This is a genomic window from Xanthobacter aminoxidans (genome assembly GCF_043193615.1).
GTDB lineage: Bacteria > Pseudomonadota > Alphaproteobacteria > Rhizobiales > Xanthobacteraceae > Xanthobacter > Xanthobacter aminoxidans.
Genome location: NZ_JBAFUS010000001.1, coordinates 137,183 through 162,899 on the forward strand (window position 1 = coordinate 137,183; position 25,717 = coordinate 162,899).

Consider the following 25,717-nt stretch of genomic DNA (forward strand, 5'->3'; position numbering starts at 1 on the left):
CTCACCCCACGAAGGCGCGACGCTTCAGCAGCAGCCACAGAAAGAAGGGCGCGCCGACCAGAGCGGTGACGACGCCCAATGGCAGTTCGGCCGGCGCCGCGATCATGCGGGCGAGGATGTCCGCGCCGAGCAGAACCGCCGCTCCGAGCAGCGCCGAGGCCGGCACCAGCGCGCGATGGGACGGCCCGATCACCAGCCGCGCCAGATGCGGCACCACCAGCCCGACGAAGCCGACGACACCGGTGGCCGCCACCGCCGCCCCCACCCCCGCCGCGACGGCGACGACGGCGGTGCGCTTCAGTCGCTCCACGCTGACGCCCGCGTGAAACGCCTCCGCCTCGCCCAGCGCCAGCGCATCGAGCCCGCGGGCGAGGCCGACGGCGATGGCCAGCAACCCCAGCACGAAAGGCGCAGCAAGCGCCGCCTTCATCCAGGTGGCGCCGCCGAGGCTCCCGAGCGTCCAGAACAGGAAGTCCCGCGTCTGCTGCTCGGAGGCGAGGAACACCATCACCCCCGTGCCGGCGCTCGCCAGCGCCCCGAGGGCAAGGCCGGCGAAGAGGAGCGTCGCCACCGAAGTGCGCCCGTCATGCTCCGCGAGGCGGGCGATGACGAGGGTGGTGACGAGCCCTCCTGCGAAGGCGGCGAGCGGCAGCCCGACCACCTGCAACGGCTGCGGCAACAGGCCGACGAGCGGCGCGCCGAACACGACGAACGCCACCGCCGCCAGCGCCGCCCCCGGCGCCACGCCGACGAGGCTGGGATCGGCGAGCGGATTGCGGAACACGCCCTGCATCAGCGCCCCCGCCACGGCCATGCCCGAGCCGGCCAGCGCGCCGACGATGGCGCGGGGCAGGCGCACGTCCAGCACCACGATGCGCTCGCGCAGGGAGCCGGCCGGCGCCGCGCCGGTGATCCAGTCCCACAGCACGGCGAACACCCGGCCGGGGGCGATGGTGAACGGGCCGATGGCAAGCGCGCCCACGAAGGCCGCAACCGCCAGCACAGCGAACAGGGTCAGCCCCGCCGTCACCGGACGCCCGCGCGTTCCCGCCTCCGCCGTGGCCATGGCAATGCCTTCCATGCTCATTGGTCCGGCTCCGTGCTCCAGGGTCGGGCCGGCAGCTCCGGCAGCTTCGCGCCCGGATGCAGCGCCGCAGCGAGATCGCGCGCCGCGCGGGGGGTGCGGGGACCGAAGCCGAGCAGATAGGAGCCGGGCAGCGACACGAGGCGCTTGTCCCGCGCGGCCGGTGTTCCGGCGAAGGCGGGCAAAGCGAAGACGGTCGGGGCATCGAGCACCTGCCCGCCGCCGCGCATCACCACCACCGCCTCCGGCTCCGCCGACATGGCGGCCTCATCCAGCGCCGGCTTGAAGCCCTTGATCTCAGCCATGGCATTGGTGAGGCCCGCGAGTTTCAGGATGGCGTCGGCGCTGGTGTCCGAGCCGCCCACCACCGCCGCGCCGCCGGAGGCGGAGAGCACGAACACCGCGCGCGGCCGCTCCGGCAGCGCCTTCACCATGGCATCGAGGGCGGCGAAATCGTCGGACACCTCGGCAGCGAGCGCCCTGCCCTTTTCCTCCGCGCCAACCGCCTGCGCCACGGCCGCGATCTTGCGCAGCACCGCCTCCCTGTCGTGCCCGTCCGGGATGATGACGACCGGCACCGAGGCCTGCTTCAGCACCTCCATGGTAGAGGGCGGCCCGGCGCCTTCCATGGCGAGGATCAGCGTGGGCCCCACCGAGAGCACGCCCTCCGGTGACAGGGCGCGGGCATAGCCCACATCCGGCAAAGCGCGGGCGGCGGCGGGGTAGCGGCTGGTCTGGTCCACCGCCACCACGCGATCACCCATGCCGAGCGAGAACAGGATCTCTGTGACCGCGCCGCCGATGGAGACGATGCGCGGCGGCACCGCCTGCGGCTGGGCCGCAGCAACACGTGGCGCGAGGCCGGCGACAGCAAGAAGGGCAGCGACGACCACGCCAAGGCTGACAAGACGCACCGCAAGACGGCACGCGCGGATAGCTTTCTGACGCCGGATCAACATGGAATTAGAGCAACTCCATTTTCTGATGGCGAGTCTTCATGAGACCGATTCGCCTTTATTTTATTTATTCCAATATCGAACGGGCACATATCTACGTGCCAGACACGCAACAGTCTCTGACGTTATTTCAGTTCATTGGCAAGTTGGATGTATTCTTCTTGACGCTTCCGTGGCGTGACGGTAGCCAAATCGTGTCAGGCAAGACGCCTGCTCAGGACATCACCTGCGCAGGAAACCGCCTGCTCAGGCAGCACGCCTGCGGCCCGCCACGTCCCCGGCTTCCGGATCGACGCCAGCCAGCCTCCGAACATCAGCCGGGAGAGGATTATGGCGGGAGAACCGCAGCGCATTGCCGTGTTCAAGGGCGAAAGGCATCGCCGCGGGAAAGAGGCGCTGCTCGCGGGCGTCGCGCTCTGCGCCGTCCTCATGGCCACGCCGCTACGCGCCCAGAGCGCACCTGAGGCCGGCGCGACCGACGACACGACGACCATCTCTCTCGACACCATCACGGTGGCCGCCAGCTTCACGGAAGAGCGCGCCATCGATGCGCTGGCCGCCATCAGCGTGGTGCGCCAGGACGATCTCGAACAGCTGATGCCGTCGCGGACGCAGGACGTCTTCTTCGGCATGCCGGGCACCACCGTCATCCAGAACGGCAATTCCACGCAGGCCTCCATCAACATCCGCGGCATGGAGGACTACGGCCGCGTCGCGGTGTTCGTCGACGGCGCGCGGCAGAACTTCACCCAGCTCGGCCACGGCACCGGCGCCGGCTCCTTCTTCCTTGAGCCCGGCCTGCTGGCGGACGTGGACGTGGTGCGCGGCCCGGTGGCCAACATCTACGGTTCCGGCGCCATCGGCGGCGTGGTGACCTTCCGCACCAAGGACGCCAACGACATCATCAGGCCCGGCCAGACCTGGGGCGTGGAATCCGCCGGGGAATTCGGCTCCAACGGGCCGATGGGCTACGCCGCCCTGTTCGCGGCGGCGAAGGTGAACCCGAACATCGACCTGTTCTTCGGCGGTACCTACCGCTCGCAGGGCGACTATACGGACGGCAACGGCAACGAGGTGCCCGGCACCGGCTCCGACATCTGGACCGGCGTCGCCAAGCTCACCTTCCGGCCGGCGGACCATCACGAGGTGAAGATCACCGGCCTCAACTACGACGCCGACTACACCACCTACAACGCCGCGCTGGTGAACAACGCGCTTCCCGCCAACTCCACCCAGTATGGCACCACCGTTCTCAACCAGACCCTGACGGCGAGCTGGAACTACACGAACCCCGACGACAACATTTTCGACTGGCGCAGCCAGATCTACTGGAACCGGGTGAAGCAGAGCCAGCTGAAGGTGGCGGGTACGCCCAGCTCCATCACCGGCTCCATCGGCGACCCCCGCTATTTCACCATCGACACGCTGGGCTTCGACCTCAACAACACCTCGCGCTTCACCTTCGCCGACATCCGGAACGCCATCACCGTCGGCGGCGACTATTTCCACGACGACGTGGACAATGTGGACAATTACGGCTTCGGCGACGGCTACAACCCGTCCGGCGAGCGGGGTGTGGGCGGTGCCTTCATCCAGTGGAAGGCCAATTATTCCACCTGGTTCGAGGCCATCGGCGCGCTGCGCTACGACACCTACAATCTCAGCGGAGACGGCGTTTCCACCAGCGGCGACCATCTCTCGCCCAAGATCACCGTTGGCCTCACGCCCTGGCAGTGGGTGACGCTCTACGGCACCTTCGCGGAAGGCTATCGCGCGCCGGCCGTCACCGAGACGCTGGTGAACGGCGCGCACCCGCCGAACATTCCGCTGGTCTTCTGCCCGGATGGCAGCTTCGGCGTGTTCTGCTTCGTGCCAAACCCGTATCTCCGGCCGGAAATCGGCAAGAACAAGGAAATCGGCCTGAACTTGCGGTTCGACGACATCTTCACCAAGGGCGACAAGTTCCGCGCCAAGGCCAACGTCTACCAGAACGACGTGGAGGACTATATCGAGCTGGTGGGCTACGACCGGACGCCGTTCGGCAGCTTTGCCAACTACCAGTATCAGAACATCGCCAACGCCCGCCTGCGCGGCTTCGAGTTCGAGAGCAACTACGACGCCGGCCTCTGGTTCGCGGGCTTCAATGCCACCGTGTCCGAGGGCGAGAACACCAACAACGGCCAGCCCCTCGCCAACGTGATGCCCAACAACATCGCCGCGACGCTGGGCGCCCGCTTCTTCGAGAACAAGCTCACGGTTTCGGTGCGCTGGCAGTGGGTGGCGGCGAAGACCGCGGCTGACCTGCCGGCGGATTCCCCCTACGCGGCGACGCCGAGCTTCAACCTCGTGAACGTCTATCTCGGCTACCAGCCGGACCCGAACGTGCTCGCCCAGCTCTCCGTTGAGAACCTCTTCAACGAGCAGTACGTTCAGTATCAGCAGTTCCTGCCGAGCGCCGGCATCACCGCGAAGGCCGGCCTCAAGTTCAAGATCGGCGCCGAGACCATCGCGGCGGCGACGCCCTACCCGGTCAAATAGGCGGCCGGCTACCTTTCCCATTGCCCATACGGAGTGACGAGATGTTCATTGCCACCAACAGGTTCAAGGTGAAGCACGGGTCCGAAGCCGAGTTCGAGCGGGTCTGGCGGGAGCGCGACACCTACATCGCCAGCGTCCCCGGCTTCGTCGCCTTCGATCTGTGCCGCGGGGCGGAGAAGGAGGAATACACCCTCTACATCTCCCACACCGTGTGGGGCTCCAAGGCTGATTTCGAGGCCTGGACCAAGTCGGAGGCCTTCCGCCTCGCCCACCGCGACGCGGGTGCGTCATCCAACCGCGTGAACTATATCGGCGGTCCGGAGTTTGAAGGATTTGAGTCGGTGCTCTCGCTCACCCCCGGCGAGAAGGCGGCCTGAGGGCCCACCGACCCGAACCACGGTGTTACCTCCAGCCCGGCCGGACCCAACGTCCGCGCCGGGCTTTTCTTTGCGACCCGCGCCGCAGGACCCGCCCTTTCCATGCCCGCTCCGCTTGGCTACCGTCTTGGCCCTTTTCCCGGCCCTTGAATTCTCCGGCCCCAGAGCCAACAGGATCGCGCCATGACGGCCTATTCCGACCTCGCCGCCCATTTCGACCGTGCCGCGGCGCTCGCCAACGGCATCGGCATCCTCCAGTGGGACAGCGACACCATGATGCCCAAGGGCGCCGCCTCCACCCGCGCGGAGAGCCTCGCCCTCTTGCGCGTGCTCCACCACAACATGGCGACCGACCCGCGCATCGGCGACTGGATCGCCAATGCGGAGAATGAGGATCTGGGCCCGTGGGAGCGCGCCAACGTGCGCGAGATCACCCGCAGCTTCACGGTCGACACCGCCGTGCCCGCCGACCTCGTGGAAGCCTCCAGCCGCGCCTCCTCCCGCTGCGAGATGGCCTGGCGCAAGGCGCGTGCGGACGCGGACTTCCCGGCCCTCCTGCCTTATCTGGAGGAGGTGCTGCGGCTCCAGCGCGAGATCGGCCGGGTGAAAGGCGAGAAGCTCGGCCTCTCCCCCTATGATGCCCTCCTGAACGGCTACGAGCCCGGCGGCCGCTCGGCCCGCATCGACGCGCTGTTCGACGACCTCGCTCAGTTCCTGCCCGGCTTCACCGAGGAAGTGCTGGAAATCCAGGCCCGCCGCCCGGCGACGCCCCCGCTCGAAGGCCCCTTCGCCGTGGAGGCGCAGCGCGCGCTCGGGCTTGAGATGATGAAGGTGGTCGGCTTCGATTTCGAGCGCGGCCGACTCGATGTCTCCACCCATCCCTTCTGCGGCGGCGCCGACAACGACGTGCGCATCACCACCCGCTACGACGAGAGCGACTTCTCCCGCGCCCTCATGGGCGTGCTGCACGAGACCGGCCATGCGCTCTATGAGCAGGGTCGCCCGCAGGACTTCATCCACCAGCCGGTGGGTCAGGCCCGCTCCATGAGCATCCATGAGAGCCAGTCGCTGCTCATGGAGATGCAGGCCTGCCGCAGCCGGGAGTTTCTCACCTTCGCCGCCCCGCGCATGCGCGCCGCCTTCAACGGCTCCGGCCCGGCCTGGGAGGCGGATGCGTTGTGGCGGCTCTACACTAGGGTGGAGCGCGGCTTCATCCGGGTGGATGCGGACGAGGTGACCTATCCCGCCCATGTCATCCTGCGCTACCGGCTGGAAAAGGCGCTGATCGGCGGAGATATGAAGCTCGCCGACCTGCCCGGGGCCTGGGCCGAAGGGATGAAGTCCCTCCTCGGCGTGACGCCGCCCGACGACCGGCTGGGCTGCCTTCAGGACATTCACTGGCCGGGCGGCGGCTGGGGCTATTTCCCCACCTACACGCTGGGCGCGATGACCGCCGCGCAGCTGTTCGACGCCGCCTGCCGCGCCGATCCCGGCATCCTGCCCGGCATTGCCAAGGGGGACTTCGCGCCCCTGCTGGCGTGGCTGCGCGTCAACGTCCACGGCCAGGCCTCGCTGCTGGAGACGGACGAGCTTCTGACCCGCGCCACCGGCCGGCCGCTCGATGCCTCCGTGTTCAAGGCCCACCTGCGCCGGCGCTATGGCGGCGAGATGGAGCATCCGGCGGCCTGATCGACCGTCCCAACGCAAAACGGCCGGGCAGATGCCCGGCCGTTTTCGTTTGAGATGAAGTTGCTATCAGAGACCGGCGACGTAGCGGCTCGGATCGACGGGCGTGGACCCCTTGCGGATCTCGAAGTGCAGCTGGGGCGAGGAGACGTTGCCGCTCTGGCCGGCCTTGGCAACGATCTGGCCGCGCCGCACGGTATCGCCGCGCTTCACCGTCAGCTCGCTGTTGTTGGCATAGGCGGTCACGTAGCCGTCCGCGTGCTTGATAAGCACGAGGTTGCCGTACCCCTTCAGCTCGTTCCCGGCATAGGCGACGGTGCCGTCCTCGGCAGCGCGCACCGCAGTGCCTTCGGGGACGGCGAAGTTCACGCCGTCATTGTGGGCACCGCCGGGCTTGGGACCGTAGGAGGCGATCACGCGGCCGCGCACCGGGGCGCGGAACTGGGGACCGGAGCCACCGGCGCGCGGGGCGTCGTCGGCATCGATCACCGGCGACACCTTCGCGGCGGTCTCGACCTTGGGCTCGGGTGCGGCCGACTTGGACACCGCCGCAGTCGGCGCAGAACCGGCGGGCTTGGCCGCAGCGGTCTGGGTGGGCTTCGCAGCGGGGGCGGCAGCCGGTGCCGGAGCCGGCGTGGCGGCGATCGTCGCGGGCTTGGCCGAGCCGGGAACCTGCAGCGTGCTGGCGACCGGAGCCGCCGCGGCAAGCTGCGGCGGCTTGGCGGCAGCGGTGGACTGGGCAGCAGCCTGCGCGGCCTTCGCCTGCGACGCGCCATTGCCGCCGGGCGGGATGATGAGCGTCTGGCCCGTGCGGACGGTGCCTCCGGCGGGAATGTTGTTGGCGATGGTCAGCGAGGCCACCGAGACGTTGTACATGCGCGAGATGGACCCGAGGGTCTCGCCGGCCACCACCACGTGGGTTCCGGCAGCCGGACCGCGGGCGGCGGGAGCCGCAGCGGGCGTCGCCGCCGCATAGCCGGGCGCCCCGTACAGCGGCTGACCGCCACCGGTTGAGGCATAGGATGAGGCCGGGTAGCCGGGCGCAGCCGCCTGACCCGGCGGCGGGGCCGGCATGGCCTCCACCCGACCCGAGCCGAGCGAGCCGGTGACGTCCCCGTTGCCGGCGGGCGGATAGCCGCCCGGATGCCCCTGGTAGCCCGCGACGGGCGCCCCGGCCGGTGGCTGGGGCGAGTCGGCGGCGAAGCGGATCGTATCCGAACTACAGCCTGCAACCGTTCCGGACACGAGCCCGATCAGTGCCAGCCGCGCGAAGACGTTACGCCCGTGAGTCCCGCAGGAAGTACGCATGTGACCGAACTCGCACGCAAACATTACGGCCCGCAGTTAAGGGTCCCATGCGTAAACGGCGGCTTAAATGACGTATCTTCGGCATGGTGCTGCCGAACTTTCGACTCCCGCGTGACAAACCTGCAACAGGTCGGCGACCCGACCTGCCGTTTGGTCAGTTGCCCTTGGGGAGCGTAACCACGCTGGCGCCGCTCTCGGCGGTGTCCGACACCGAGCGGCCCAGCTGGTTCACATGCTGGTTGTAGTGGGAGCGGGTGTTCTCATCCACCACGGCGACGGGCGCGGCGATGACGAGGCCGGCGGCGGTGCCGACGGTCGCGGCGGCGTCCGAGGTCGCCTTGATGATGTGCTCGCCGACGCCGACGCGGGAGTCGGTCATGGTCTGCCCCTCCGCAAGGCGGGCGCCGATGGCCTGCACCACCTTCGGGCTGGCGGCGAACTTGCCGTGGGCGAGGGGATCGTTGGTCCTGAGCTTGGTCAGGTCCACCACGTTGATGTTGTTCTTCTCGAACTCGGTGCGGAACGGCTCCTGCTCCGGATCCACCGCGCCGACACGGGGAACGTCACCCCACACCCGGCGGGAGACGGCGAGCGCCTTGTCGTCCTGCGAGACAAACAGGGTGAAGGCCGGGCGCTGGCTGGTCTTGCCGATCTCGTTGAAGAAGGTGGAGAAAACATCCACGTCCACGTCCGGCGCCGCCAGCATCACATACTTGATCTTGGGCAGGATGCGGCCGTTGCGGATCGCCATCTGCCGCAGGGCTTCCAGCGTCACGACGTTGCCCATGGAATGGGCGAGGATGGAAATCTCGCCCACGTTCGGGTCCTTGGCCATGAAGGTCAGCAGCCGCTCGAGGGAATCCCTGGAGAAGGACGTGCTTTCGCGGTCATAGCCGTAGGCGAGCAGGCTGCCGCGCGAGGGCCAGGTGAACAGCACCGGCGTCACCGGCGCCTCGGAATCGTGGATGATCTGCGCGAAGCGGAACACCGCGTCGTCGAAGCGCTGGTTGTAGCCGTGCACGAACACCAGAGCCTGCCGGCCGGGCGTGCGGCTGATGCGGTTATGGAACCACACGGTCGCCTGATCCTGCGTCAGGTCGACGAGCTTGGTGGTGACGAAGTCCGTCGCCGGGTTGCCCGGAATGCTCCGGGGCCACTGAACGTCGCCGATCTTGCGGGCGCCGTCGGGCGGGATGGAAACCTCGATCTCGGCATAGCTCGGCGTGCGGGCGCGCTCGCCGTTGAAGATGTCCGGGCCATCGGACCGCTCGCGGACGGTGGCGACCACCATGTCCACGCGGGACGTGCCGGGAATTGTATCGGGCACGGGAATGAGCGCGCCATCGGGGCGCCCGGCGCAGCCTGTCAGCAGGCCGAGCAGCAGCGCACACGTCAGAAACTGCCGCCCGCGGCCGGAAACGCCCTTCAATTCTCGATCCCCCGGAACGCAACTGTCGATCCCGATAGCCGAGGGATCGGACCCCCGCAACGGGCTTCGGCACCAGGGTACGGTGAAAGCGATGCTTTCGCTCAGAGTGTGGCCGCGGCGCCCGGAACGAGCGGTACAAAGCGCACCTTCATCAGGTCGGTGCGGCTGCGGCCCGACTGCTCCTTGACGATACGGACGAGCGTCTGCACCTCCTCCGGCGCACCGAGGGGCGCGACGATGACGCCGCCAAGCTTGAGCTGATCCATCAGCGCCGGGGGGATGTCGGGTGCCGCGGCGGTGACGAGGATGCGGTCGAACGGCGCGCGGGCCGGCATGCCGTTCATGCCGTCGCCCACATAGGCGGTGACGTTGCGCAGGCCGAGCACCTCGAAACGCGTCTGCGCCTCGCTGACGAGGGAGCGATAGCGGTCCACCGTCACCACGCGGGCGGCGAGATGGGAGAGCACGGCGGCCTGATAGCCGGAGCCGGTGCCCACCTCCAGCACGGTCTGGTCTGCCGTGACGCCGAGGGCTTCCGTCATGGCGGCGACGAGGCTCGGCTGCGACATGGTCTGGCCGCAGGCGATGGGCAGCGCCACGTCGTCATAGGCGTGGCGGCGCATCATGGGATCCACGAACAGCGGCCGCGGCACCAGCTCGATGGCGCGCAGCACCGCGAGATCCCTGATCCCACGCTGGCGCAGCCGGAGGATGAAGGCCGCACGTTCCGCCTGCTCGCCGTCGCCCTCGCCGGTGCTCATCCCGGTGTCCATCTCCGCCTAACTGTTGAAACCTATAGCAGATTGCCGCCGATCTCCAGCCGGTGCCTTTCCACCATCTTCCCAGCCGCCGCGCGCCGCCCCGGCTTGCGCCGCAACGGCCGATCGGACACCCTCGCGCCGCCATGCGCCCCGACGTCCTGTCTCCCCTCTTCGCAACCCTCGACAGCCTCTCCGGCATCGGCCCCAAGCTGATGAAGCCGTATGCGCGCCTGCTGGGCCGGGACATGCCGCGGGTGATTGACCTGCTGTTCCACATGCCGTCCGGCTTCGTGGACCGCCGCGCCCGCCCCTTGCTCGCAGAGGCCGTTCCCGAGACCGACGTGACGGTGGAAGTGACGGTGGATGCCCACCAGCCGCCCCCGCCCGGCAGCCGGGCGCCGCACCGCACCTATGTGTCCGATGCCAGCGGCGACATGGTGGTGGTGCATTTCAAGATCGAGCCCGCGCGCATCGAGCGGATGCTGCCGGTCGGAGCCAAGCGCTGGCTGTGCGGCCGCATCTCCATCTATGACGGGATGCGGCAGATGACCCACCCGGACCGCATCCTCGATGCCGCCGGAGTCGAGCGGCTGCCGGCGGTGGAGCAGGTCTATCCGCTGGTGGAGGGCCTCGCCTCCGGCCACCTGCGCCGGGCCATGGAGGCCGCGCTCCAGCGCGTGCCCGACCTGCCCGAGTGGATTCCCGAAGACGTTCGCGCGGCGCGGGGCTGGCCCTCCTTCCGCGAGGCGCTGATGCGCCTGCACAAGCCGGCCTCCCCTCACGAGGCGACGCCGGCCGGCGGGCCCTGGCGCCGGCTCGCCTTCGACGAGTTGCTGGCCCACCAGCTCACCCTCGCCCTCGTCCGGGCGCAGGAGGAGAAGGCTGGCGGGCGCTCCACCATCGGGGATGGACCCATCTCGGCGCGGCTCGCCGCCGCCCTCCCCTTCACGCTCACCGGCGCGCAGGAGCAGGCCATCGCCGCCATTCGCGCAGATTTGGCCGCCGACACGCGGATGCTGCGCCTGCTCCAGGGCGACGTGGGTTCCGGCAAGACCGTGGTCGCCCTGATGGCCGCCGCCACGGTGGCCGAGGCTGGGCGGCAGACCGCGCTGATGGCACCCACCGAGATCCTCGCCCGCCAGCATCACGAGACCATCGCGCCGCTGGCCACCGCGGCCGGCCTGTCCACCGCCATCCTCACCGGCCGGGAGAAGGGGCGGGCCCGCGAAGCAGTTCTCACGGAGCTGGCCTTCGGCCGCACCGATCTGGTGGTGGGCACCCATGCACTCATCCAGGACGATGTGATCTTCCGCGACCTCGCCCTCGCCGTGGTGGACGAGCAGCATCGCTTCGGCGTCGAGCAGCGCCTGACGCTGGCCCGCAAGGGCGAGGCGGTGGACATGCTGGTGATGACGGCGACCCCCATCCCCCGCACCCTCGTCCTCACCCTGTTCGGCGACATGGAGTCCAGCGAGCTGCGAGAGAAGCCGCCGGGGCGGCAGGCCATCGACACCCGCGCCTTGCCCCTCGACCGGCTGGACGAGGTGGTGGCAGGCGTCGGGCGCGCACTCGCCTCGGGCGCGCGGGCCTACTGGATCTGCCCGCTGGTGGAGGAGACCGACACCTCCGACCTCGCCGCCGCCACAGAGCGCTACGAGACGCTGCAAGCCGTCTTCGGCGCATCGGTGGGGCTGGTGCACGGGCGCATGTCCGGCGCCGCCAAGGACGAGGCCATGGCCCGCTTCGCCCGCGGGGAGACGCGGCTGCTCGTCGCCACGACGGTGATCGAGGTGGGCGTGAATGTGCCGGAGGCCACCGTCATGGTCATCGAGCATGCCGAGCGCTTCGGCCTCGCCCAGCTGCACCAGTTGCGCGGGCGGGTTGGGCGCGGCGACAAGCCGTCCGTGTGCCTGCTGCTCTACCGTCACCCGCTGGGCGAAACGGCGAAAGCTCGCCTCGCCATCCTGCGCGAGAGCCAGGACGGGTTCCGCCTCGCCGAGGAGGATCTGCGACTGCGCGGCGAGGGTGACGTGCTGGGCACGCGGCAAAGTGGCCTGCCCGGCTTCCGCCTCGCCCGCATGGAATGGCACGGCGGCGAGGTGGAGGCCGCCCGCAACGCGGCGGCGGCGCAGGTGCGGGCCGATCCCGACCTTGTCGCCCCCGGCGCGCGGGTGCTGCACACGCTGCTGCACCTGCAGGAGCGGGATGCGGCCGTGCGCTTGCTCTCCGCCGGATGAGGCGCCATGGTCCCGCGATGGCCGCCGACGACGATGCATCCGCCCCTCCTCCGCCTGCCCCGACGGCGCAGAGGGAGCTGACGCAGAGTGAGATGCTGGCCGCAGGGCGCTGGAGCCGCGACGCCATCTATCGCAAGCTGCTGTTCGCGGCGGGGTTCGTCTTCCTGGTCATCGGCGCCATCGGCATGGTGGTGCCCATGCTGCCGGGCACGGTCTTCCTGATCCTCGCCGCCTGGTGCTTCACCCGCTCGTCGCCCAAGTTCGAGGCGTGGCTCCTCAATCACCGCTGGCTCGGCCCCGGCGTGGTCCGGTGGCGGGAGACCGGGGCCATCCCGCCCCTGGTGAAGCTGTTCGCGCTGGCGAGCTTCGTCGGCACCTTCACCGGCAGCTGGTATCTCGGCGCGCCGACCTTCGTGCTCGCGTTCCTCGGCGTGCTGTTCATCCTGCTTGCGATCTTCATCGCGACCCGGCCGAACCGGTAGCGCGAGGTCCCTCAACGACGCAGGGGCACCACGTTGTCGGGCAGGAATTCCTCTTCCGCGCAGCAGACCCGATTGCGGCCCGACCGCTTCGCCTCGTAGAGGGCGGCATCCGCCCGCTCGAACGTCGCCGGGAGCGGCTCGACCCGCGAAGCCAGCGCGACGCCGATGCTGACGGTGAAGGGCGGCACGTCCGTCTCCTCATGGCCGATGATGGCGAGGCGCACCGATTCCGCCTGCAGCCGCGCCATCTCGGGCGAGGCGCGCTCCAGCAGGATGGCGAACTCCTCGCCCCCCACCCGGCCGATGAGCGCCGACTGCGGCAGCGTGTGCTGCAGCATGCCGCCGAAGCCGCGGATGGTCTGGTCGCCCACGCCGTGGCCGAACGTGTCGTTGATGGCCTTGAAGTGGTCGATATCGATGAGCAGCAGCGCGAATGGCGCCGCCCCGGCCTGCCTGTGCACCAGATCTGATGCGCGCTGCTCGAACCCGCGGCGGTTCAGGAGGCCGGACAGGGCGTCCGTATCCGCCACCTCCTGCGTCTCCCGCACCAGTTCCAGCACGGAGATCACCAGAATCAGGAATCCCGTCGCCACCATCAGGAGGCCTGTGCTGACCTGGGCCACCACTGCGAACGGCGTGTCCATGTAGTTGATCTGGTGCGGCCCGGTATGCAGGCTGACGGCCAGCGCGGCCTTGAGCGGCACGTGCATGCACAGCAGCGCGAACAGGCCGGCGAGCAGGAGATCACGCAGCCGGCGCGGGCTGTCCCGCAGAACCACCCAGCAGCTTGCTGCCGTCGCGACCACGAACGGCAGCTGATAGCTGACCACCCGGACGAACATGTTCACGGTCAGTTGCAGCGCCAGCGCGGCGCTGAGCACCGTCACGACGCCAAGGACAGCGACCAGCCCCAACGGGATGGGCTTGCGGTAGAGCACGGCCAGCCCCGGCACCATCAGGATGAGGCACGTCGCGAAGGAGAGGTAGATCACCGGCGCGAACAGGACGATCCAGCCGGTGTAGGACTGCGCCAGCATCGCCAGCGGCGTGATGACGATGGCGCCGAAGCTGGCGGCGAACCAGAGCGGCGCCGTGTAGCCGCGATGAAGCAGCGCCAACGCGAGATAGCTCGCGGCGAACAGAGCCGCCACCACGGCATTCATGAAGATAGGGAACGTCGCAGCAGGCATTGACCGGCGTCCGCACCCAGGCTCGAGCGTTGGTTGTGTCGGAAAATGAAGGACCCGAATCGATATCGGCGCAACAGATTTCAAGGGGCACGGGTGGATTGTGCCACCCGCGCCGGACCAGGCCACCGTCGCCGACTATTCCACCGTGACGGCCTATTCCACCGTCACGGACTTGGCGAGGTTGCGCGGCTGGTCCACGTCCGTGCCCATGATGACCGCCGTATGGTAGGCGATCAGCTGGACCGGGATGGAATAGACCATCGGGCACACGGTCGCCGGCATCTCGGGCAGGATCAGCTTCTGCACCGCATTCACCGGCGCCGCCTCGGCCCCCTTGGGGTCGGTGACGAGGATGATCTTGCCGCCGCGCGCCGCCACCTCCTCCATGTTGGAGACGGTCTTGTCGAAGATGCGGTCGTGGGGGGCGATCACCACCACCGGCATCTTCTCGTCGATGAGGGCGATGGGGCCGTGCTTCAGCTCGCCGCCGGCATAGCCCTCGGCGTGGATGTAGGAGATTTCCTTGAGCTTCAGCGCCCCTTCCAGCGACAGCGGATAGTTCGTCCCGCGGCCGAGATAGAGCACGTCCCGGGCCTTCGCGAGGGTGCGGGCCAGCACCTCGATCTCCGGCGAGAGCTTCAGCGCCTCCGTCATGAGGCGCGGCACTTCCATGAATGCGCGCACCAGCTTGTGCTCGTCATCCGCCGACAGCACGCCCTTGGCGCGGCCGAACGCGACGGACAGGCAGGCCAGCGTCGCCAGCTGGCAGGTGAAGGCCTTGGTGGAGGCGACGCCGATTTCAGGGCCGGCGAGAATGGGCAGCACAACGTCCGCCTCGCGGGCGATGGTGGAGGTGGGCACGTTCACCACGGCCACCACCTTCTGCCCGCACTCCTTGGCGTAGCGCAGGGAGGCCAGCGTGTCCGCCGTCTCGCCCGACTGGGAAATGACGATGGTGACGCCGCCCGGCGCCAGCGGCGTCTCGCGGTAGCGGAACTCGGATGCGATGTCGGTGGAGACCGGCACGCGGCCGAACCGCTCCAGCCAGTATTCCGCCACTGCGCCGGCATAGAGCGCGGTGCCGCAGGCGGTGATGGAGATGTGTTGCACCTCCTTCGGGTCGAACGGCAGCTCGGGCAGGCAGACGGTCTCGGTGTCGAGATCGAGATAATGGCCGAAGGTGTGGGAGATGACCTCGGGCTGCTCGTAGATCTCCTTCGCCATGAAGTGGCGATGGTTGCCCTTGTCCACGAGCAGGGCGCCAGCCGGCACCTTCTGCACCGCGCGCTCCACGATGCGCCCCGTCTCGTCGCGGATTTCCGCGCCCTCGCGGGTCAGCACCGCCCAGTCGCCCTCTTCCAGATAGGCAATGCGATCGGTGAACGGGCCGAGAGCGATGGCGTCCGAGCCGAGGAACATCTCGCCATTGCCGTAGCCGATGGCGAGGGGAGAACCGCGGCGGGCGGCGATCAACAGGTCGGTCTTGCCGTCGAACAGGAAACCGAGGGCGAAGGCGCCCTTGAGGCGCGGCAGCACGGCCGCCACCGCCGCCACCGGCTCCTTGCCGGAGAGCAGCTCGCGGTCCACCAGCTGGGCGACGACCTCGGTGTCCGTGTCGCTCCTGAAGGTGACGCCGGCGGCCTTCAGCTCTTCCTTCAACTCACGGAAATTCTCGATGATGCCGTTGTGGACCACCGCCACGCGCTTGGTGCCGTGGGGATGGGCATTGCGCTCGGAGGGCTTGCCGTGGGTCGCCCAGCGGGTGTGTCCGATGCCGGCGTGGCCCTTGAGCGGGTGCTTGTCGAGCTTGGTCTCGAGATTGCGCAGCTTGCCTTCGGCGCGGCAGATCTCGAGGTGCCCGTTCTCCAGTGTCGCGATGCCGGCGGAATCATAGCCGCGGTACTCCAGGCGCCGGAGGGATTCGACCACCTTGTCCGCGACGGCGCTCTTCCCCAGAATGCCGACGATCCCGCACATGCGATCTAGCTCCGATGTTGGCGGCGCCCCGGTTGGGCCCGGCTGATTGTCGCGCCCAAGGTGCACTGCAAAAACTGAATGGACCGTTCCTAACCCGCAAGTCCTACCTCGCGAGTCCTAACCCGCAAGTCCTACCCCCCACGGGGCCGGAGCCGGAATCACATCGCCTTTCCGTTGGTGTCAGGCGAAGGCTACTTCTTCGTCGCGTCGGCCCGGGCAGCGCGGAAATCCCTCGCCCAGCCCTCCTTCACCACCTGCCGGCTGCGGGCGATGGCGAGGGCATCCTCCGGCACATCCGAGGTGATGACGGCGCCGGTGCCCACATAGGCCCCCGCCCCGATCGTCACCGGAGCCACCAGCGCCGAATTGACGCCGATGAAGGCACCCGCGCCAATCTCGGTGCGATACTTGGAGAAGCCGTCATAGTTGCAGGTGATGGTGCCGGCGCCGAGATTGGCGCCCGCGCCCACATGGGCGTCGCCGACGTAGGACAGGTGGTTCACCTTGGCGCCGCTCTCGATATGGGCGGCCTTGGTCTCCACGAAATTGCCGATGCGCACGCCCTCATCCAGCCGCGTGCCCGGCCGCAGCCGCGCATAGGGACCGATGGAGACGCCGGGCGCGAGCTGCGCGCCTTCGAGGTGGCAGAAGGCGTGGATCACCACATCGTCACCGACGGTCACGCCCGGCCCAAACACCACGTTGGGCTCCACGATCACGTCGCGGCCGAGCACGGTGTCGGCGGAGAAGAACACCGTCTCCGGCGCGATCAGCGTGGCGCCCTCGGCCATGGCGGCGAGCCGCAGGCGCTTCTGCAGGATGGCCTCGGCCTCGGCGAGCTGGATGCGGCTGTTGACGCCGGCCACCTCGTCCACATCCGCCTTCGCCGCGACCGCGGCGCGCCCGTCGGCGCGCGCGATCTCTACGGCGTCGGTGAGATAATATTCGCCCTTGGAATTGGCGTTGCCGATGCGGTCGAGGATGGAGAGCGCATCCTTGCCCGAGAGCGCCATCAGCCCGGCATTGCAGAAGCGAACCGCCTTCTCGGCGGCGGTCGCGTCCTTCTCCTCGCGGATGGCGACGAGTTCGTCGCCGGAGGTGACGAGGCGGCCGTAGCCGGTGGGGTCTTCCGGCTCGAAGCCGAGCGCGGCGACGGCAGCGCCCTCGGCCAGCGGGGCGCGCAGGCGGGCGAGGGTTTCGGGACGCACCAGCGGGGTGTCGGCATAGAGCACGAGCACGTCGTCGGCGCCCTGTTCCAGCGCGGCGCGGGCGGCGAGCACGGCGTGGGCGGTGCCGAGCCGCTCGGTCTGCACGAACACCTGCGCGTCCGGCACGATCCGCGTCGCCTCGGCAGCCACATCCTCGCGACCGGGGCCGACCACCACGGCGGTGCGGGTGGCGCCGGCGGCACGGGTCGCCGCCAGCACATGGTGGAGCATGGTGCGGCCGGCGACCTTGTGGAGCACCTTGGGGAGGCGCGACTTCATGCGCGTCCCCTCCCCGGCGGCGAGCACCACCACGAGCAGGCTCCGGTCACTCATCGCGATTCCTCCGCGGCGCTAACGTTCCGCCCCCATTACCCCGCCGCCGCAGCAAGCGGAAGCGGGGAAGACGCGAGACGCAGGCGCGCAGCAGATAGCGATTTTCAAGCGCCGCGGGTCCAGCGCACGGTCGCCTCGGCGACACGGCGGCCGAGATGGGCGGCGGTGCGGCGGTCGGTGGCGGGCGGCACCACGTCCGGGCCTTCATCGATGTTGGACTGGGCATAGGCGCCGGCGAAGCCGCCGAGGCGGTTCAGGTCGTCCAGCGAGCCCTTGGAATTGTTGTTGCCGGGATGGAGGCCGAGGCCCACCCAGACCATGCCGTGCTGCTGCGACAGGCCGAACATCGCGTGGATGCCCTGGTGCTTGTCGCCGTTCTGCGCGCCGGAATTGACGAAGCCGGCGGCCAGCTTGTCCTTCCACTTCATCTCGAACCAGCGCTTGGACGACTTCTCGGCGAACGCCTGGAAGGCGGCGGAGACGTTGCCCATGTAGATCGGCGCGCCGAAGATGATGGCGGCGGCGCCGTCCAGCACGTCCCACTTCTCGTCCACTTCGTCCACGGAGACGAGGACGCCCTCGACCGCATCGACTTCCTTGATGCCGGCGAGCACGGATTCAGCCACCACCTTGGTGTGGCCATAGCCCGAGTGATACACGATCGCGACGACTGGCTTCGACATGACACGTCTCCCCGTTGGGTTCGCCACCGGTTATGCCGTGCACGAATGCCTACATCCAGCCGTAAGATCGCAATCCAGCCTTGCGCTTTCGCAAACGCACGACGGCGTGCTCAGCCGCACGTTCAGCCGCCTTTGGGGAACTCCAGCCCCATCTCGCGATAGCGCTCGGGATCATCAGCCCAGCTCTCGCGCACCTTCACGAACAGGAAGAGATGCACGGGCTGCTCGATGATCTCGGAGATCTCCTTCCGGGATTCGGACGAGATGGTCTTGATGGTGTTGCCGCCCTTTCCGAGCACGATCTTCCGCTGGCTCTCCCGCTCCACGAAGATCGTCTGCTCGATGCGCACGGAGCCGTTGCGCAATTCCTTCCAGCTCTCGGTTTCCACCGTGGAGCGGTAAGGCAGTTCGTCGTGCAGGCGCAGGAACATCTTCTCGCGGGTGATCTCGGCCGCGAGCATGCGCATGGGCGCATCCGAAACCTGATCTTCGGGATAGAGCCAGGGGCCTTCCGGCACCGTCTCGGCGAACCAGCGGCGGACATCATTCACGCCGTCGCCGGTGAGCGCGGAGACCATGAATACCCGGTCGAACGGTGCCCGCTCGGTGATCGCGGCGGCGAGCGCCAGAAGGCTGTCGCGGCGGATCAGGTCGATCTTGTTGAGGATCAGCGCGCGCGGCTTGCGGATGTCCTTCAACTGGCCGAGCAGCGCCTCGATATCCTCGTCGAGGCCGCGGTTGGCATCCACCAGCAACGCGATCACGTCGGCGTCGGCGGCATGGGTCCAGGCGCTCGACACCATCGCCCGCTCCAGCCGGCGCTTGGGCGCGAAGATGCCGGGTGTGTCCACCAGCACCACCTGCGCCGCTCCATCGAGCGCGATACCGCGCACGATGGAGCGCGTGGTCTGCACCTTGTGCGAGACGATGGACACCTTGGTGCCCACCAGCGCATTGGTCAGCGTGGACTTGCCGGCATTGGGCGCGCCGAGCAAAGCGACGAAGCCGCAGCGAGTCGGGCCTTGGAGCGGCGCAAGAGGAGCGCGCTCGGCGCGATCCAGCTCGTCGTCGAAATCGTCGTCCTCGTCGTCATCCGGAAGATCGTCCTCCGGAAGATCATCCGAGAGTTCATCCTCGACGATATCGTCTTCGGCGACATCCTCCTCCTGCTGCGCGGCGGCGGCGAGGGCCTCCTCTTCCGCAACGGCAGGGTGTTGATCCGGGGCGGCCGTGTCGGCGCCCGCCTTCTTCCTCGGTGCCATCAGGCCTCGTCCTTCTCCCAAACGCCCTCACGGACGAGGAAAGCGGCGGCAGCCGCCTTCTGTGCATTCTGCTTGGAGGCGCCATCCGCCTGCGCCGAAGCGAGTCCGGGCAGGTCCACCGCCACGGTGAAACGGGGCGCGTGGTCCGGGCCGGAGCGCATCACCTCGCGATAGACGGGCGGCGGCAGGCCACGGGCCTGGGCCCATTCCTGCAGCACGGTCTTGGCATCGCGCAGCGGCCGGCGCGGGGCCTCGAGCCGCGGACGCCAGAACCGCTCCACCAGCGCGTGGGCCGCCTCATACCCGCCGTCGAGGAACACCGCCGCCACAACACCCTCGGCCACATCGGCGAGGATGGCGCGGCGCTTGTGCGCGCCGGACTGGCTTTCGCCGGGGCCGAGGCGGATGAACGGGCCGAGGTCCATGTCCTCGGCGACCTCCGCGCAGGCTTCCTCGCGCACCAGCTCGGCGAGCCGGCGCGACAATTCCCCCTCCTCGCCTTCCGGGAAGGCGAGATAGAGCATGTGCGACACCACCGAGCCGAGCACGTGGTCGCCCAGGAATTCCACCCGCTGGTAGGAGCGCAGGCGCGGCGCCTCGCCCTTCACGGCGCTGATGTGGGACAGGGCCAGCTCAAGCATCGAGCGATCGCGGAAGCGGTAGCCGATCCGCTCCTCGAGATGGGCGAGATCCTGCCCCGCCCCGTTCAATGCACCCGTGTGAACAGCCGATCCCATCGCACCGTCCAAGGCCATGTCCAAACCTGCCACGCAGAAGCGCCCTCGTCGATCGAGAAGAAGATCAGCTGCGCCTTGCCGATGAGATTCTCGAACGGAACATAGCCCACCTGGCTCAGCACGCGGCTGTCGGCGGAATTGTCCCGGTTGTCGCCCATCATAAAGAAGTGCCCGAGCGGCACCTCATAGACGGGCGTGTTGTCGTAGAAGCCGTTGTCCACCAGGTCCAGCGTCTCGTAGGAGACGCCGTTCGGCAGCGTCTCGCGCCAGCGCTTCACCGGCACCTTGCGGCCGGAGCCGTCGTCCTCGCTCACGTCCGACAGGCGCTCGCGCTGCACCGGCACGCCGTTGATGTGCAGGAGGCCGTTGATCATCTGAATCTTGTCGCCGGGCATGCCGACCACGCGCTTGATGTAGTCGGTCTCGTTGTCCTTGGGCAGCTTGAACACCACCACGTCGCCGCGCGTCGGCTCGGATCCGAAAATCCGGCCGGAGAACAGGTTCGGCGAGAAGGGAATCGAGAAGTGGGAATAGCCGTAGCTGTACTTGGAGACAAACAAATAGTCGCCGATCAGCAGCGTGTCCTTCATCGACCCGGAGGGGATGTTGAACGGCTGGAAGAGGAAGGTCCGGATCACCAGCGCGATCAGCAGCGCGTGGACAATCACCCGGACGGTTTCGAGAAAGCCGCCGTCCTTCTTGGAATCGCTGGTCGCGGTCATCGGGTGTCCAAGGTTTCCCAAATGAGGCGCAGGGTACGACAAACTGCGCCGAAACTGAGGAGATACCGGCAGATGCGCGCCGGTCTCGACAGGCAAGACCGCCCCTATAGAGGCTTCCCGGCCTCCCGGCAACGCACGCCCTCGACCTCCTCCAGCGTCAGGCGCCGGAGCGGGACACCGCCGAGATGATGACATAGGCGGCCGTCAGCGGACCCTCGTCGGTGAGGGAGAGGTGGATGTGCGGCTCATACCCTTGCGGCACCATCTGCGCGAGCCGCCGCGCTGCCCCGCCCGTCAGCACCAGCGTCGGCTGGCCGGACGGCAGGTTGACGACGCCCATGTCGCGCCAGAACACGCCTTGGCTCAGGCCGGTACCGAGCGCCTTCGCGCAGGCCTCCTTGGCCGCGAAGCGCTTGGCGTAGGTCTCCGCCCTCAGCTTGCGCCGGTCCGCCTTCGCCCGCTCCACGGGCGTGAAGACGCGGTTCAGGAACCGATCGCCGAACCGCTCGATGGATCTGGCGATGCGGCGCGCATCCGAGAAGTCGGAGCCGATGCCGAGGATCATGCCGCCTCGCCGGTTGCGGCCGCCCGCCCGGCGGCGATGGCCGCCCGCATGGTGCGGATCGCCGCCTCCAGCCCGACGAAGATGGCCTCGCCGATCAGGAAATGGCCGATGTTCAGTTCCACGATCTCGGGAAAGGCCGCGATGCGCTCAGCCGTCGCATAGTCGAGCCCGTGGCCGGCATGGACTTCCAGCCCCAGCGCATTGGCTTGCCGCGCCCCGGCCTTGAGGCGCGCGAACTCGGCTTCCGCCTCGGCCGTGCGGCCTTCCGCAACCGCGTCGCACCATCCCCCCGTGTGCAGTTCCACGATATCGGCGCCGAGCGCGGCCGCCGCGGCGATCTGCCTCTCCTCAGCCGCGATGAAGAGCGAGACGCGGATGCCCGCCGCCTTCAGCCGGGCGATGCGCGGGCCGAGTTCGGTCGCAAGCCCCGCCGCATCGAGCCCGCCCTCGGTGGTGCGCTCCTCCCGCCGCTCGGGCACGAGGCAGCAGGCATTGGGGCGGACGGAGACGGCGATGCCCACCATCTCCTCGGTGGCGGCCATCTCGAAATTGAGCGGCAGGTCGATCTCGGCCTTCAGCCGCGTCATGTCGGCATCGCGGATATGGCGCCGGTCCTCGCGCAGATGGGCGGTGATTCCATCGGCGCCCGCCGTGGCGGCGAGACGGGCGGCGCGCACCGGATCCGGCAGCAGGCCGCCCCGCGCGTTGCGCACGGTCGCCACGTGGTCGACGTTCACCCCGAGCCGCACCGGCTTCAGCACCGCCATTTCGCTTGCTCCCGTCCGCGCCGGCCTCAGCCGTTCACGCGCTCCACCTGCGAGACCACCTCGCGGGCCTTGAGATCGGCGATGATGGCATTGAGGTGCCTGAGGTCGAACACCTCCACGTCGATCACCATCTCGTGGAAATCCGCCGAGCGGGCATGCATCTGCAGCCCGTCGATATTGCCGCCCCGGTCGCCGATGGCACCGGCGATCTGCGCCAGCGAGCCGGGTTCGTTGCGGGCGGTGACGATGATGCGGGCGGGGAAGCGCCCGTCGGACAGCTCGTCCACATCCCACCGCACGTCCAGCCAGCGCTCGGGCGCATCCTCGAACCCCTGCAGCGAAGCCGACTGGATGGGATAGATGGTGATGCCCTCACCCGGCGTGAGAATGCCGACGATGCGGTCCCCCGGCACGGCGCCGCCATCCGGCGCGAAACGCACGGGCAGGTCGCCGTTGATGCCGCGGATGGGAATGGCGTCGAGCCGTTCCGACGTGGCGCCCTCGGGAATCTTGAACTTGAGGTTGTGGCCGCGCTTCAGCTCGAACCAGCCTTCGCCGCTGGCGGCGCGCTCCGCCCGCTCCTCGGGGCGGGGCGGCACCCAGTCGGGATAGACGGCGCGGATCACGTCGTCGGTCTTGATCTCGCCCCGGCCGATGGCGGCGAACACATCCTCCGCCGATGCGCGGGCGAGCCGGGGCGTGGCCTTGGCCACCCCATCCTCGGTAAAGGGTTTGCCGACGCGGGTGAAGGCGCGTTCGGTGATCTTGCGGCCGAGGCCGGCATATTGCGCACGCACGGCGGCACGGGTGGCGCGGCGCACGGCGGCGCGGGCCTTGCCGGTGACGGCGATGGTCTCCCACGCGCCCGGCGGCGTCTGCGCCTTGGAGGTGATGATCTCCACCTCGTCGCCGTTCTTCAGCTCCGACACCAGCGGCGCGATGGTGCCGTTGATCTTGCAACCCACGGCGGTATTGCCCACGTCGGTATGCACGGCATAGGCGAAATCGATGGGCGTCGCCTTGCGCGGCAAAGCGATGAGTCGCCCCTTGGGGGTGAAGCAGAACACCTGATCGTGGAACAGCTCGAGCTTGGTGTGCTCCAGGAATTCCTCGGGCGAGAGCCCCTGCGACAGGTTCTCGATGGTCTTGCGCAGCCAGGCATAGGCGCGGCTCTCGTGGGAGAGCATCTCCCCCGGCGCGCCCGAGGCGTCCTTGTAGAGGGCATGGGCGGCGATGCCGTATTCGGCGATCTCTTCCATGTCCTTGGTGCGGATCTGCATCTCGACGCGCTGGCGGCGCGGGCCGACCACGGTCGTGTGCAGGGAGCGGTAGTCGTTGGGCTTGGGGGTGGAGATGTAGTCCTTGAAGCGGCCCGGCACGATGGCCCACTTGGTGTGGACGACGCCCAGCGCCCGGTAGCAGTCCTCCACCGAGGAGACGAGCACGCGGAAGCCGTACAGGTCCGACAATTGCTCGAAGCCGATGGCCTTGCGCTCCATCTTGCCCCAGATGGAAAAGGGCCGCTTCTCCCGCCCCTTGACCTCGGCGACGATGCCGCGCCGCTCAAGTTCGTCCTTCAGCTCCCGCTCGATCTCCTGCACCACAGGGCCGTTGAACTGCCTTAGCTCGGAGACGCGGGTGGTGATGCTCTCATAGGCCTCCGGGGAAAGCTGGCGGAAGGCGAGATCCTCCAGCTCCTCGCGCATGTCCTGCATGCCCATGCGGGCGGCAAGCGGCGCGTAGATGTCCAGCGTCTCCTGCGCCACCCGGTCCCGCTTCTCCGGCGGCACCCATTTCAGGGTGCGCATGTTGTGGAGGCGGTCGGCGAGCTTGACGAGGAGCACCCGCACGTCGTCGGCAATGGCGAGCAGCAGCTTCCTGAGATTTTCGGCCTGCTTCGCCTGCTTGGAGACGAGGTCGAGCTTCTTGATCTTGGTCAGCCCCTCCACCAGCGTCGCGATCTGGTGGCCGAACAGCCGCTCGATCTCCGCCTTGGTGGCGCTGGTGTCCTCGATGGTGTCGTGCAGCAGGGCCGAGACGATGGTGGCATCGTCCAGCTTGAGATCGGTGAGGATCGCCGCGACTTCGAGCGGGTGGGAGAAATAGGGATCGCCGGACGCACGCAGCTGACTGCCGTGCGCCCTCATGGCGTAGACATAGGCGCGGTCGAGCAGCGCCTCGTCGGTGTTGGGATTATACCGTCGAACGCGCTCGACGAGTTCGTATTGGCGCATCATGGCCGGAACGATCCGTCGCAGCACGGCGGAGCAGGCTCAGCGCGCCCGCCCCATCCTTGTTGAACCGTAGATATCATGCGGAGGGGCGGGATACGCAAGTCATTGTCACTGCATGGGTGTGGGAATGTCGCGCATGCCTTGATCCGCCTCGCCCCCTCTCCCCATACGGAAGAGGGAGGCGCCAGTCTCACGGCAGAAGCAGCGTCGCCCCGGTGGTGTTGCGGCCTTCGAGGTCGCGGTGCGCCTTCTGCGCGTCCTTCAGCGCGTAGGTCTGGTGGATCGGGATCTTCACCGCCCCGGTCAGCACCGCCTCGAACAAATCGTTGGCGGTGGCGATGAGATCGGCGCGCTTGGCGACGAAGGTGGCGAGCGTCGGGCGGGTGGCGAACAGCGAGCCCTTGGCCGACAGGTGCAGCAGGTCGAAGTTCTTGATGGCGCCAGAGGCGTTGCCGAAGCTCACGAACAGGCCGAGCGGCTTCAGGCAGTCGAGGGAGGCGGGATAGGTCGCCTGACCGACGCCGTCATAGACCACGTCGCACAGCTTGCCGGAGGTGATCTCCTTCACCCGGTGAACGAAATCCTCGTCCCGGTAGAGAATCGCCTCGTCGCAGCCGTTGGCGAGGGCAAGCTCGGCCTTGTCCTTGGAACCCACGGTGCCGATCACGGTGGCGCCCAGATGCTTCGCCCACTGGCACAGGATGAGGCCGACGCCGCCGGCGGCGGCCTGCACGAGGATCACGTCGCCCGGCTTGATGTGGTGGGTACGGCGCACGAGATACTGCGCCGTCATGCCCTTGAGCATCATGGCCGCTGCGGTGCGGTCATCGATGGCGGCGGGCAGGTGGACGAGCGTGGCGGCGGGGACGTTCCGCACCTCGGCATAGGCGCCGATGGTCATGGCATAGGCCACGCGGTCGCCAGGGTGGAAGTCGGTCACGTCGGGACCGACCGCCTCCACGACGCCAGCACCCTCATTGCCGGGAATGAAGGGCATCGTCGCGGCCTTGTAGAGGCCGGTGCGGAAATAGACGTCTATGAAGTTGAGGCCGATGGCGGTGTGGCGCACCTGCACCTGACCGGGCCCGGGCGGGGGAACCACCACCTCTTCATAGGTGAGCACCTCGGGACCGCCCGTCTGATGCACCTGAACCGCATGGACCATGACCACCAACCCCTAT

The 25,717-nt window shown here is 68.4% G+C and carries 21 protein-coding genes; 5 read left to right on the forward strand and 16 right to left on the reverse strand.

The annotated features are described in order from the left end of the window. Position 1: 1 nt before the first annotated feature. Both V5F74_RS00645 and V5F74_RS00650 read right to left on the reverse strand, forming a co-directional pair. The gene (locus V5F74_RS00645) at positions 2-1,087 is read right to left on the reverse strand and encodes a FecCD family ABC transporter permease (protein ID WP_394005673.1); all 1,086 of its coding nucleotides are present in this window, start codon (positions 1,085-1,087) and stop codon (positions 2-4) included. Further along, on the reverse strand, positions 1,084-1,977 hold the full coding sequence (locus V5F74_RS00650; protein WP_394005675.1) for a heme/hemin ABC transporter substrate-binding protein: 894 nt from the start codon (positions 1,975-1,977) through the stop codon (positions 1,084-1,086). Before V5F74_RS00650 ends, V5F74_RS00645 begins: the two co-directional genes overlap by 4 nt. Positions 1,978-2,370: 393 nt before the next feature. Between V5F74_RS00650 and V5F74_RS00655 the strand changes: the two genes are divergently transcribed. The 3 genes from V5F74_RS00655 to V5F74_RS00665 all read left to right on the forward strand — a co-directional run bounded on the left by V5F74_RS00655 (position 2,371) and on the right by V5F74_RS00665 (position 6,644). Then, complete coding sequence (locus V5F74_RS00655; RefSeq protein WP_394005677.1) at positions 2,371-4,578, forward strand: TonB-dependent hemoglobin/transferrin/lactoferrin family receptor; 2,208 nt, start codon at positions 2,371-2,373, stop codon at positions 4,576-4,578. A 41-nt stretch (positions 4,579-4,619) separates the two neighbouring features. Continuing rightward, positions 4,620-4,955 carry an antibiotic biosynthesis monooxygenase family protein gene (locus V5F74_RS00660; RefSeq protein WP_250165974.1) on the forward strand — a complete coding sequence of 112 codons (336 nt, stop codon included), beginning with the start codon at positions 4,620-4,622 and terminating at the stop codon, positions 4,953-4,955. A gap of 183 nt (positions 4,956-5,138) precedes the next feature. Continuing rightward, on the forward strand, positions 5,139-6,644 hold the full coding sequence (locus tag V5F74_RS00665) for a carboxypeptidase M32 (RefSeq protein ID WP_394005679.1): 1,506 nt from the start codon (positions 5,139-5,141) through the stop codon (positions 6,642-6,644). 66 nt (positions 6,645-6,710) lie between these two features. Here V5F74_RS00665 and V5F74_RS00670 read toward each other — a convergent pair whose 3' ends face one another. The 3 genes from V5F74_RS00670 to V5F74_RS00680 form a co-directional block, all read right to left on the reverse strand. After that, positions 6,711-7,886, reverse strand: a complete 1,176-nt coding sequence (locus V5F74_RS00670) for a peptidoglycan DD-metalloendopeptidase family protein (RefSeq protein ID WP_394005681.1) — start codon at positions 7,884-7,886, stop codon at positions 6,711-6,713. 217 nt (positions 7,887-8,103) lie between these two features. Next, positions 8,104-9,378, reverse strand: a complete 1,275-nt coding sequence (locus V5F74_RS00675) for an alpha/beta hydrolase (RefSeq protein WP_374251197.1) — start codon at positions 9,376-9,378, stop codon at positions 8,104-8,106. 101 nt (positions 9,379-9,479) lie between these two features. After that, positions 9,480-10,139 (reverse strand): protein-L-isoaspartate(D-aspartate) O-methyltransferase, encoded by a 660-nt coding sequence (locus V5F74_RS00680; protein ID WP_024279193.1) that lies wholly within the window; start codon positions 10,137-10,139, stop codon positions 9,480-9,482. Between the two features lie 143 nt (positions 10,140-10,282). Here V5F74_RS00680 and recG point away from each other — a divergent pair, with 143 nt between their 5' ends. Continuing rightward, positions 10,283-12,376, forward strand: a complete 2,094-nt coding sequence (gene recG / locus V5F74_RS00685; RefSeq protein ID WP_394005684.1) for an ATP-dependent DNA helicase RecG — start codon at positions 10,283-10,285, stop codon at positions 12,374-12,376. 92 nt (positions 12,377-12,468) lie between these two features. Beyond that, complete coding sequence (locus V5F74_RS00690) at positions 12,469-12,858, forward strand: YbaN family protein (protein WP_245279395.1); 390 nt, start codon at positions 12,469-12,471, stop codon at positions 12,856-12,858. Between the two features lie 11 nt (positions 12,859-12,869). Here V5F74_RS00690 and V5F74_RS00695 read toward each other — a convergent pair whose 3' ends face one another. The 11 genes from V5F74_RS00695 to V5F74_RS00745 form a co-directional block, all read right to left on the reverse strand. Then, entirely contained in the window at positions 12,870-14,048 is a 1,179-nt protein-coding gene (locus tag V5F74_RS00695) for a GGDEF domain-containing protein (RefSeq protein ID WP_051679226.1), read from the reverse strand. A gap of 153 nt (positions 14,049-14,201) precedes the next feature. Next, entirely contained in the window at positions 14,202-16,025 is a 1,824-nt protein-coding gene (glmS, locus tag V5F74_RS00700) for a glutamine--fructose-6-phosphate transaminase (isomerizing) (RefSeq protein WP_029558375.1), read from the reverse strand. A gap of 191 nt (positions 16,026-16,216) precedes the next feature. Continuing rightward, entirely contained in the window at positions 16,217-17,566 is a 1,350-nt protein-coding gene (glmU, locus tag V5F74_RS00705) for a bifunctional UDP-N-acetylglucosamine diphosphorylase/glucosamine-1-phosphate N-acetyltransferase GlmU (RefSeq protein WP_394005687.1), read from the reverse strand. Between the two features lie 104 nt (positions 17,567-17,670). After that, entirely contained in the window at positions 17,671-18,249 is a 579-nt protein-coding gene (locus V5F74_RS00710) for a flavodoxin family protein (protein WP_029558373.1), read from the reverse strand. Positions 18,250-18,371: 122 nt separating this feature from the next. Next, positions 18,372-19,511, reverse strand: a complete 1,140-nt coding sequence (era, locus tag V5F74_RS00715; protein WP_394005690.1) for a GTPase Era — start codon at positions 19,509-19,511, stop codon at positions 18,372-18,374. After that, positions 19,511-20,248, reverse strand: a complete 738-nt coding sequence (gene rnc / locus V5F74_RS00720) for a ribonuclease III (RefSeq protein WP_051460874.1) — start codon at positions 20,246-20,248, stop codon at positions 19,511-19,513. Before rnc ends, era begins: the two co-directional genes overlap by 1 nt. Then, positions 20,218-20,970, reverse strand: coding sequence for a signal peptidase I (lepB, locus tag V5F74_RS00725; protein ID WP_029558371.1), 753 nt, complete (start codon positions 20,968-20,970; stop codon positions 20,218-20,220). The genes rnc and lepB overlap by 31 nt, the downstream gene beginning before the upstream one ends. Before the next feature lie 157 nt (positions 20,971-21,127). Next, entirely contained in the window at positions 21,128-21,535 is a 408-nt protein-coding gene (acpS, locus tag V5F74_RS00730) for a holo-ACP synthase (RefSeq protein WP_374251190.1), read from the reverse strand. Beyond that, positions 21,532-22,302, reverse strand: a complete 771-nt coding sequence (locus V5F74_RS00735) for a pyridoxine 5'-phosphate synthase (protein ID WP_029558369.1) — start codon at positions 22,300-22,302, stop codon at positions 21,532-21,534. Before V5F74_RS00735 ends, acpS begins: the two co-directional genes overlap by 4 nt. A gap of 26 nt (positions 22,303-22,328) precedes the next feature. After that, positions 22,329-24,539: a RelA/SpoT family protein gene (locus V5F74_RS00740; RefSeq protein ID WP_024279205.1), complete on the reverse strand. Its 2,211-nt coding sequence runs from the start codon at positions 24,537-24,539 to the stop codon at positions 22,329-22,331. A 187-nt stretch (positions 24,540-24,726) separates the two neighbouring features. Next, positions 24,727-25,701, reverse strand: a complete 975-nt coding sequence (locus V5F74_RS00745) for a quinone oxidoreductase family protein (protein ID WP_029558368.1) — start codon at positions 25,699-25,701, stop codon at positions 24,727-24,729. Positions 25,702-25,717 lie beyond the last annotated feature (16 nt).

What these genes read in the sequence shown, in the direction of transcription:
- V5F74_RS00660 (WP_250165974.1), top strand. Translation starts at nt 4,620, where the DNA reads ATGTTCATTGCCACCAACAGGTTCAAGGTGAAGCACGGGTCCGAAGCC.
- era (WP_394005690.1), bottom strand. Translation starts at nt 19,511, where the DNA reads ATGGCACCGAGGAAGAAGGCGGGCGCCGACACGGCCGCCCCGGATCAA.
- recG (WP_394005684.1), top strand. Translation starts at nt 10,283, where the DNA reads ATGCGCCCCGACGTCCTGTCTCCCCTCTTCGCAACCCTCGACAGCCTC.
- glmS (WP_029558375.1), bottom strand. Translation starts at nt 16,025, where the DNA reads ATGTGCGGGATCGTCGGCATTCTGGGGAAGAGCGCCGTCGCGGACAAG.
- V5F74_RS00735 (WP_029558369.1), bottom strand. Translation starts at nt 22,302, where the DNA reads ATGGCGGTGCTGAAGCCGGTGCGGCTCGGGGTGAACGTCGACCACGTG.
- lepB (WP_029558371.1), bottom strand. Translation starts at nt 20,970, where the DNA reads ATGACCGCGACCAGCGATTCCAAGAAGGACGGCGGCTTTCTCGAAACC.
- V5F74_RS00740 (WP_024279205.1), bottom strand. Translation starts at nt 24,539, where the DNA reads ATGATGCGCCAATACGAACTCGTCGAGCGCGTTCGACGGTATAATCCC.
- V5F74_RS00745 (WP_029558368.1), bottom strand. Translation starts at nt 25,701, where the DNA reads ATGGTCCATGCGGTTCAGGTGCATCAGACGGGCGGTCCCGAGGTGCTC.
- V5F74_RS00655 (WP_394005677.1), top strand. Translation starts at nt 2,371, where the DNA reads ATGGCGGGAGAACCGCAGCGCATTGCCGTGTTCAAGGGCGAAAGGCAT.
- V5F74_RS00710 (WP_029558373.1), bottom strand. Translation starts at nt 18,249, where the DNA reads ATGTCGAAGCCAGTCGTCGCGATCGTGTATCACTCGGGCTATGGCCAC.
- V5F74_RS00665 (WP_394005679.1), top strand. Translation starts at nt 5,139, where the DNA reads ATGACGGCCTATTCCGACCTCGCCGCCCATTTCGACCGTGCCGCGGCG.
- acpS (WP_374251190.1), bottom strand. Translation starts at nt 21,535, where the DNA reads ATGATCCTCGGCATCGGCTCCGACTTCTCGGATGCGCGCCGCATCGCC.
- glmU (WP_394005687.1), bottom strand. Translation starts at nt 17,566, where the DNA reads ATGAGTGACCGGAGCCTGCTCGTGGTGGTGCTCGCCGCCGGGGAGGGG.
- rnc (WP_051460874.1), bottom strand. Translation starts at nt 20,248, where the DNA reads ATGGGATCGGCTGTTCACACGGGTGCATTGAACGGGGCGGGGCAGGAT.
- V5F74_RS00690 (WP_245279395.1), top strand. Translation starts at nt 12,469, where the DNA reads ATGCTGGCCGCAGGGCGCTGGAGCCGCGACGCCATCTATCGCAAGCTG.
- V5F74_RS00680 (WP_024279193.1), bottom strand. Translation starts at nt 10,139, where the DNA reads ATGAGCACCGGCGAGGGCGACGGCGAGCAGGCGGAACGTGCGGCCTTC.
- V5F74_RS00645 (WP_394005673.1), bottom strand. Translation starts at nt 1,087, where the DNA reads ATGAGCATGGAAGGCATTGCCATGGCCACGGCGGAGGCGGGAACGCGC.
- V5F74_RS00695 (WP_051679226.1), bottom strand. Translation starts at nt 14,048, where the DNA reads ATGCCTGCTGCGACGTTCCCTATCTTCATGAATGCCGTGGTGGCGGCT.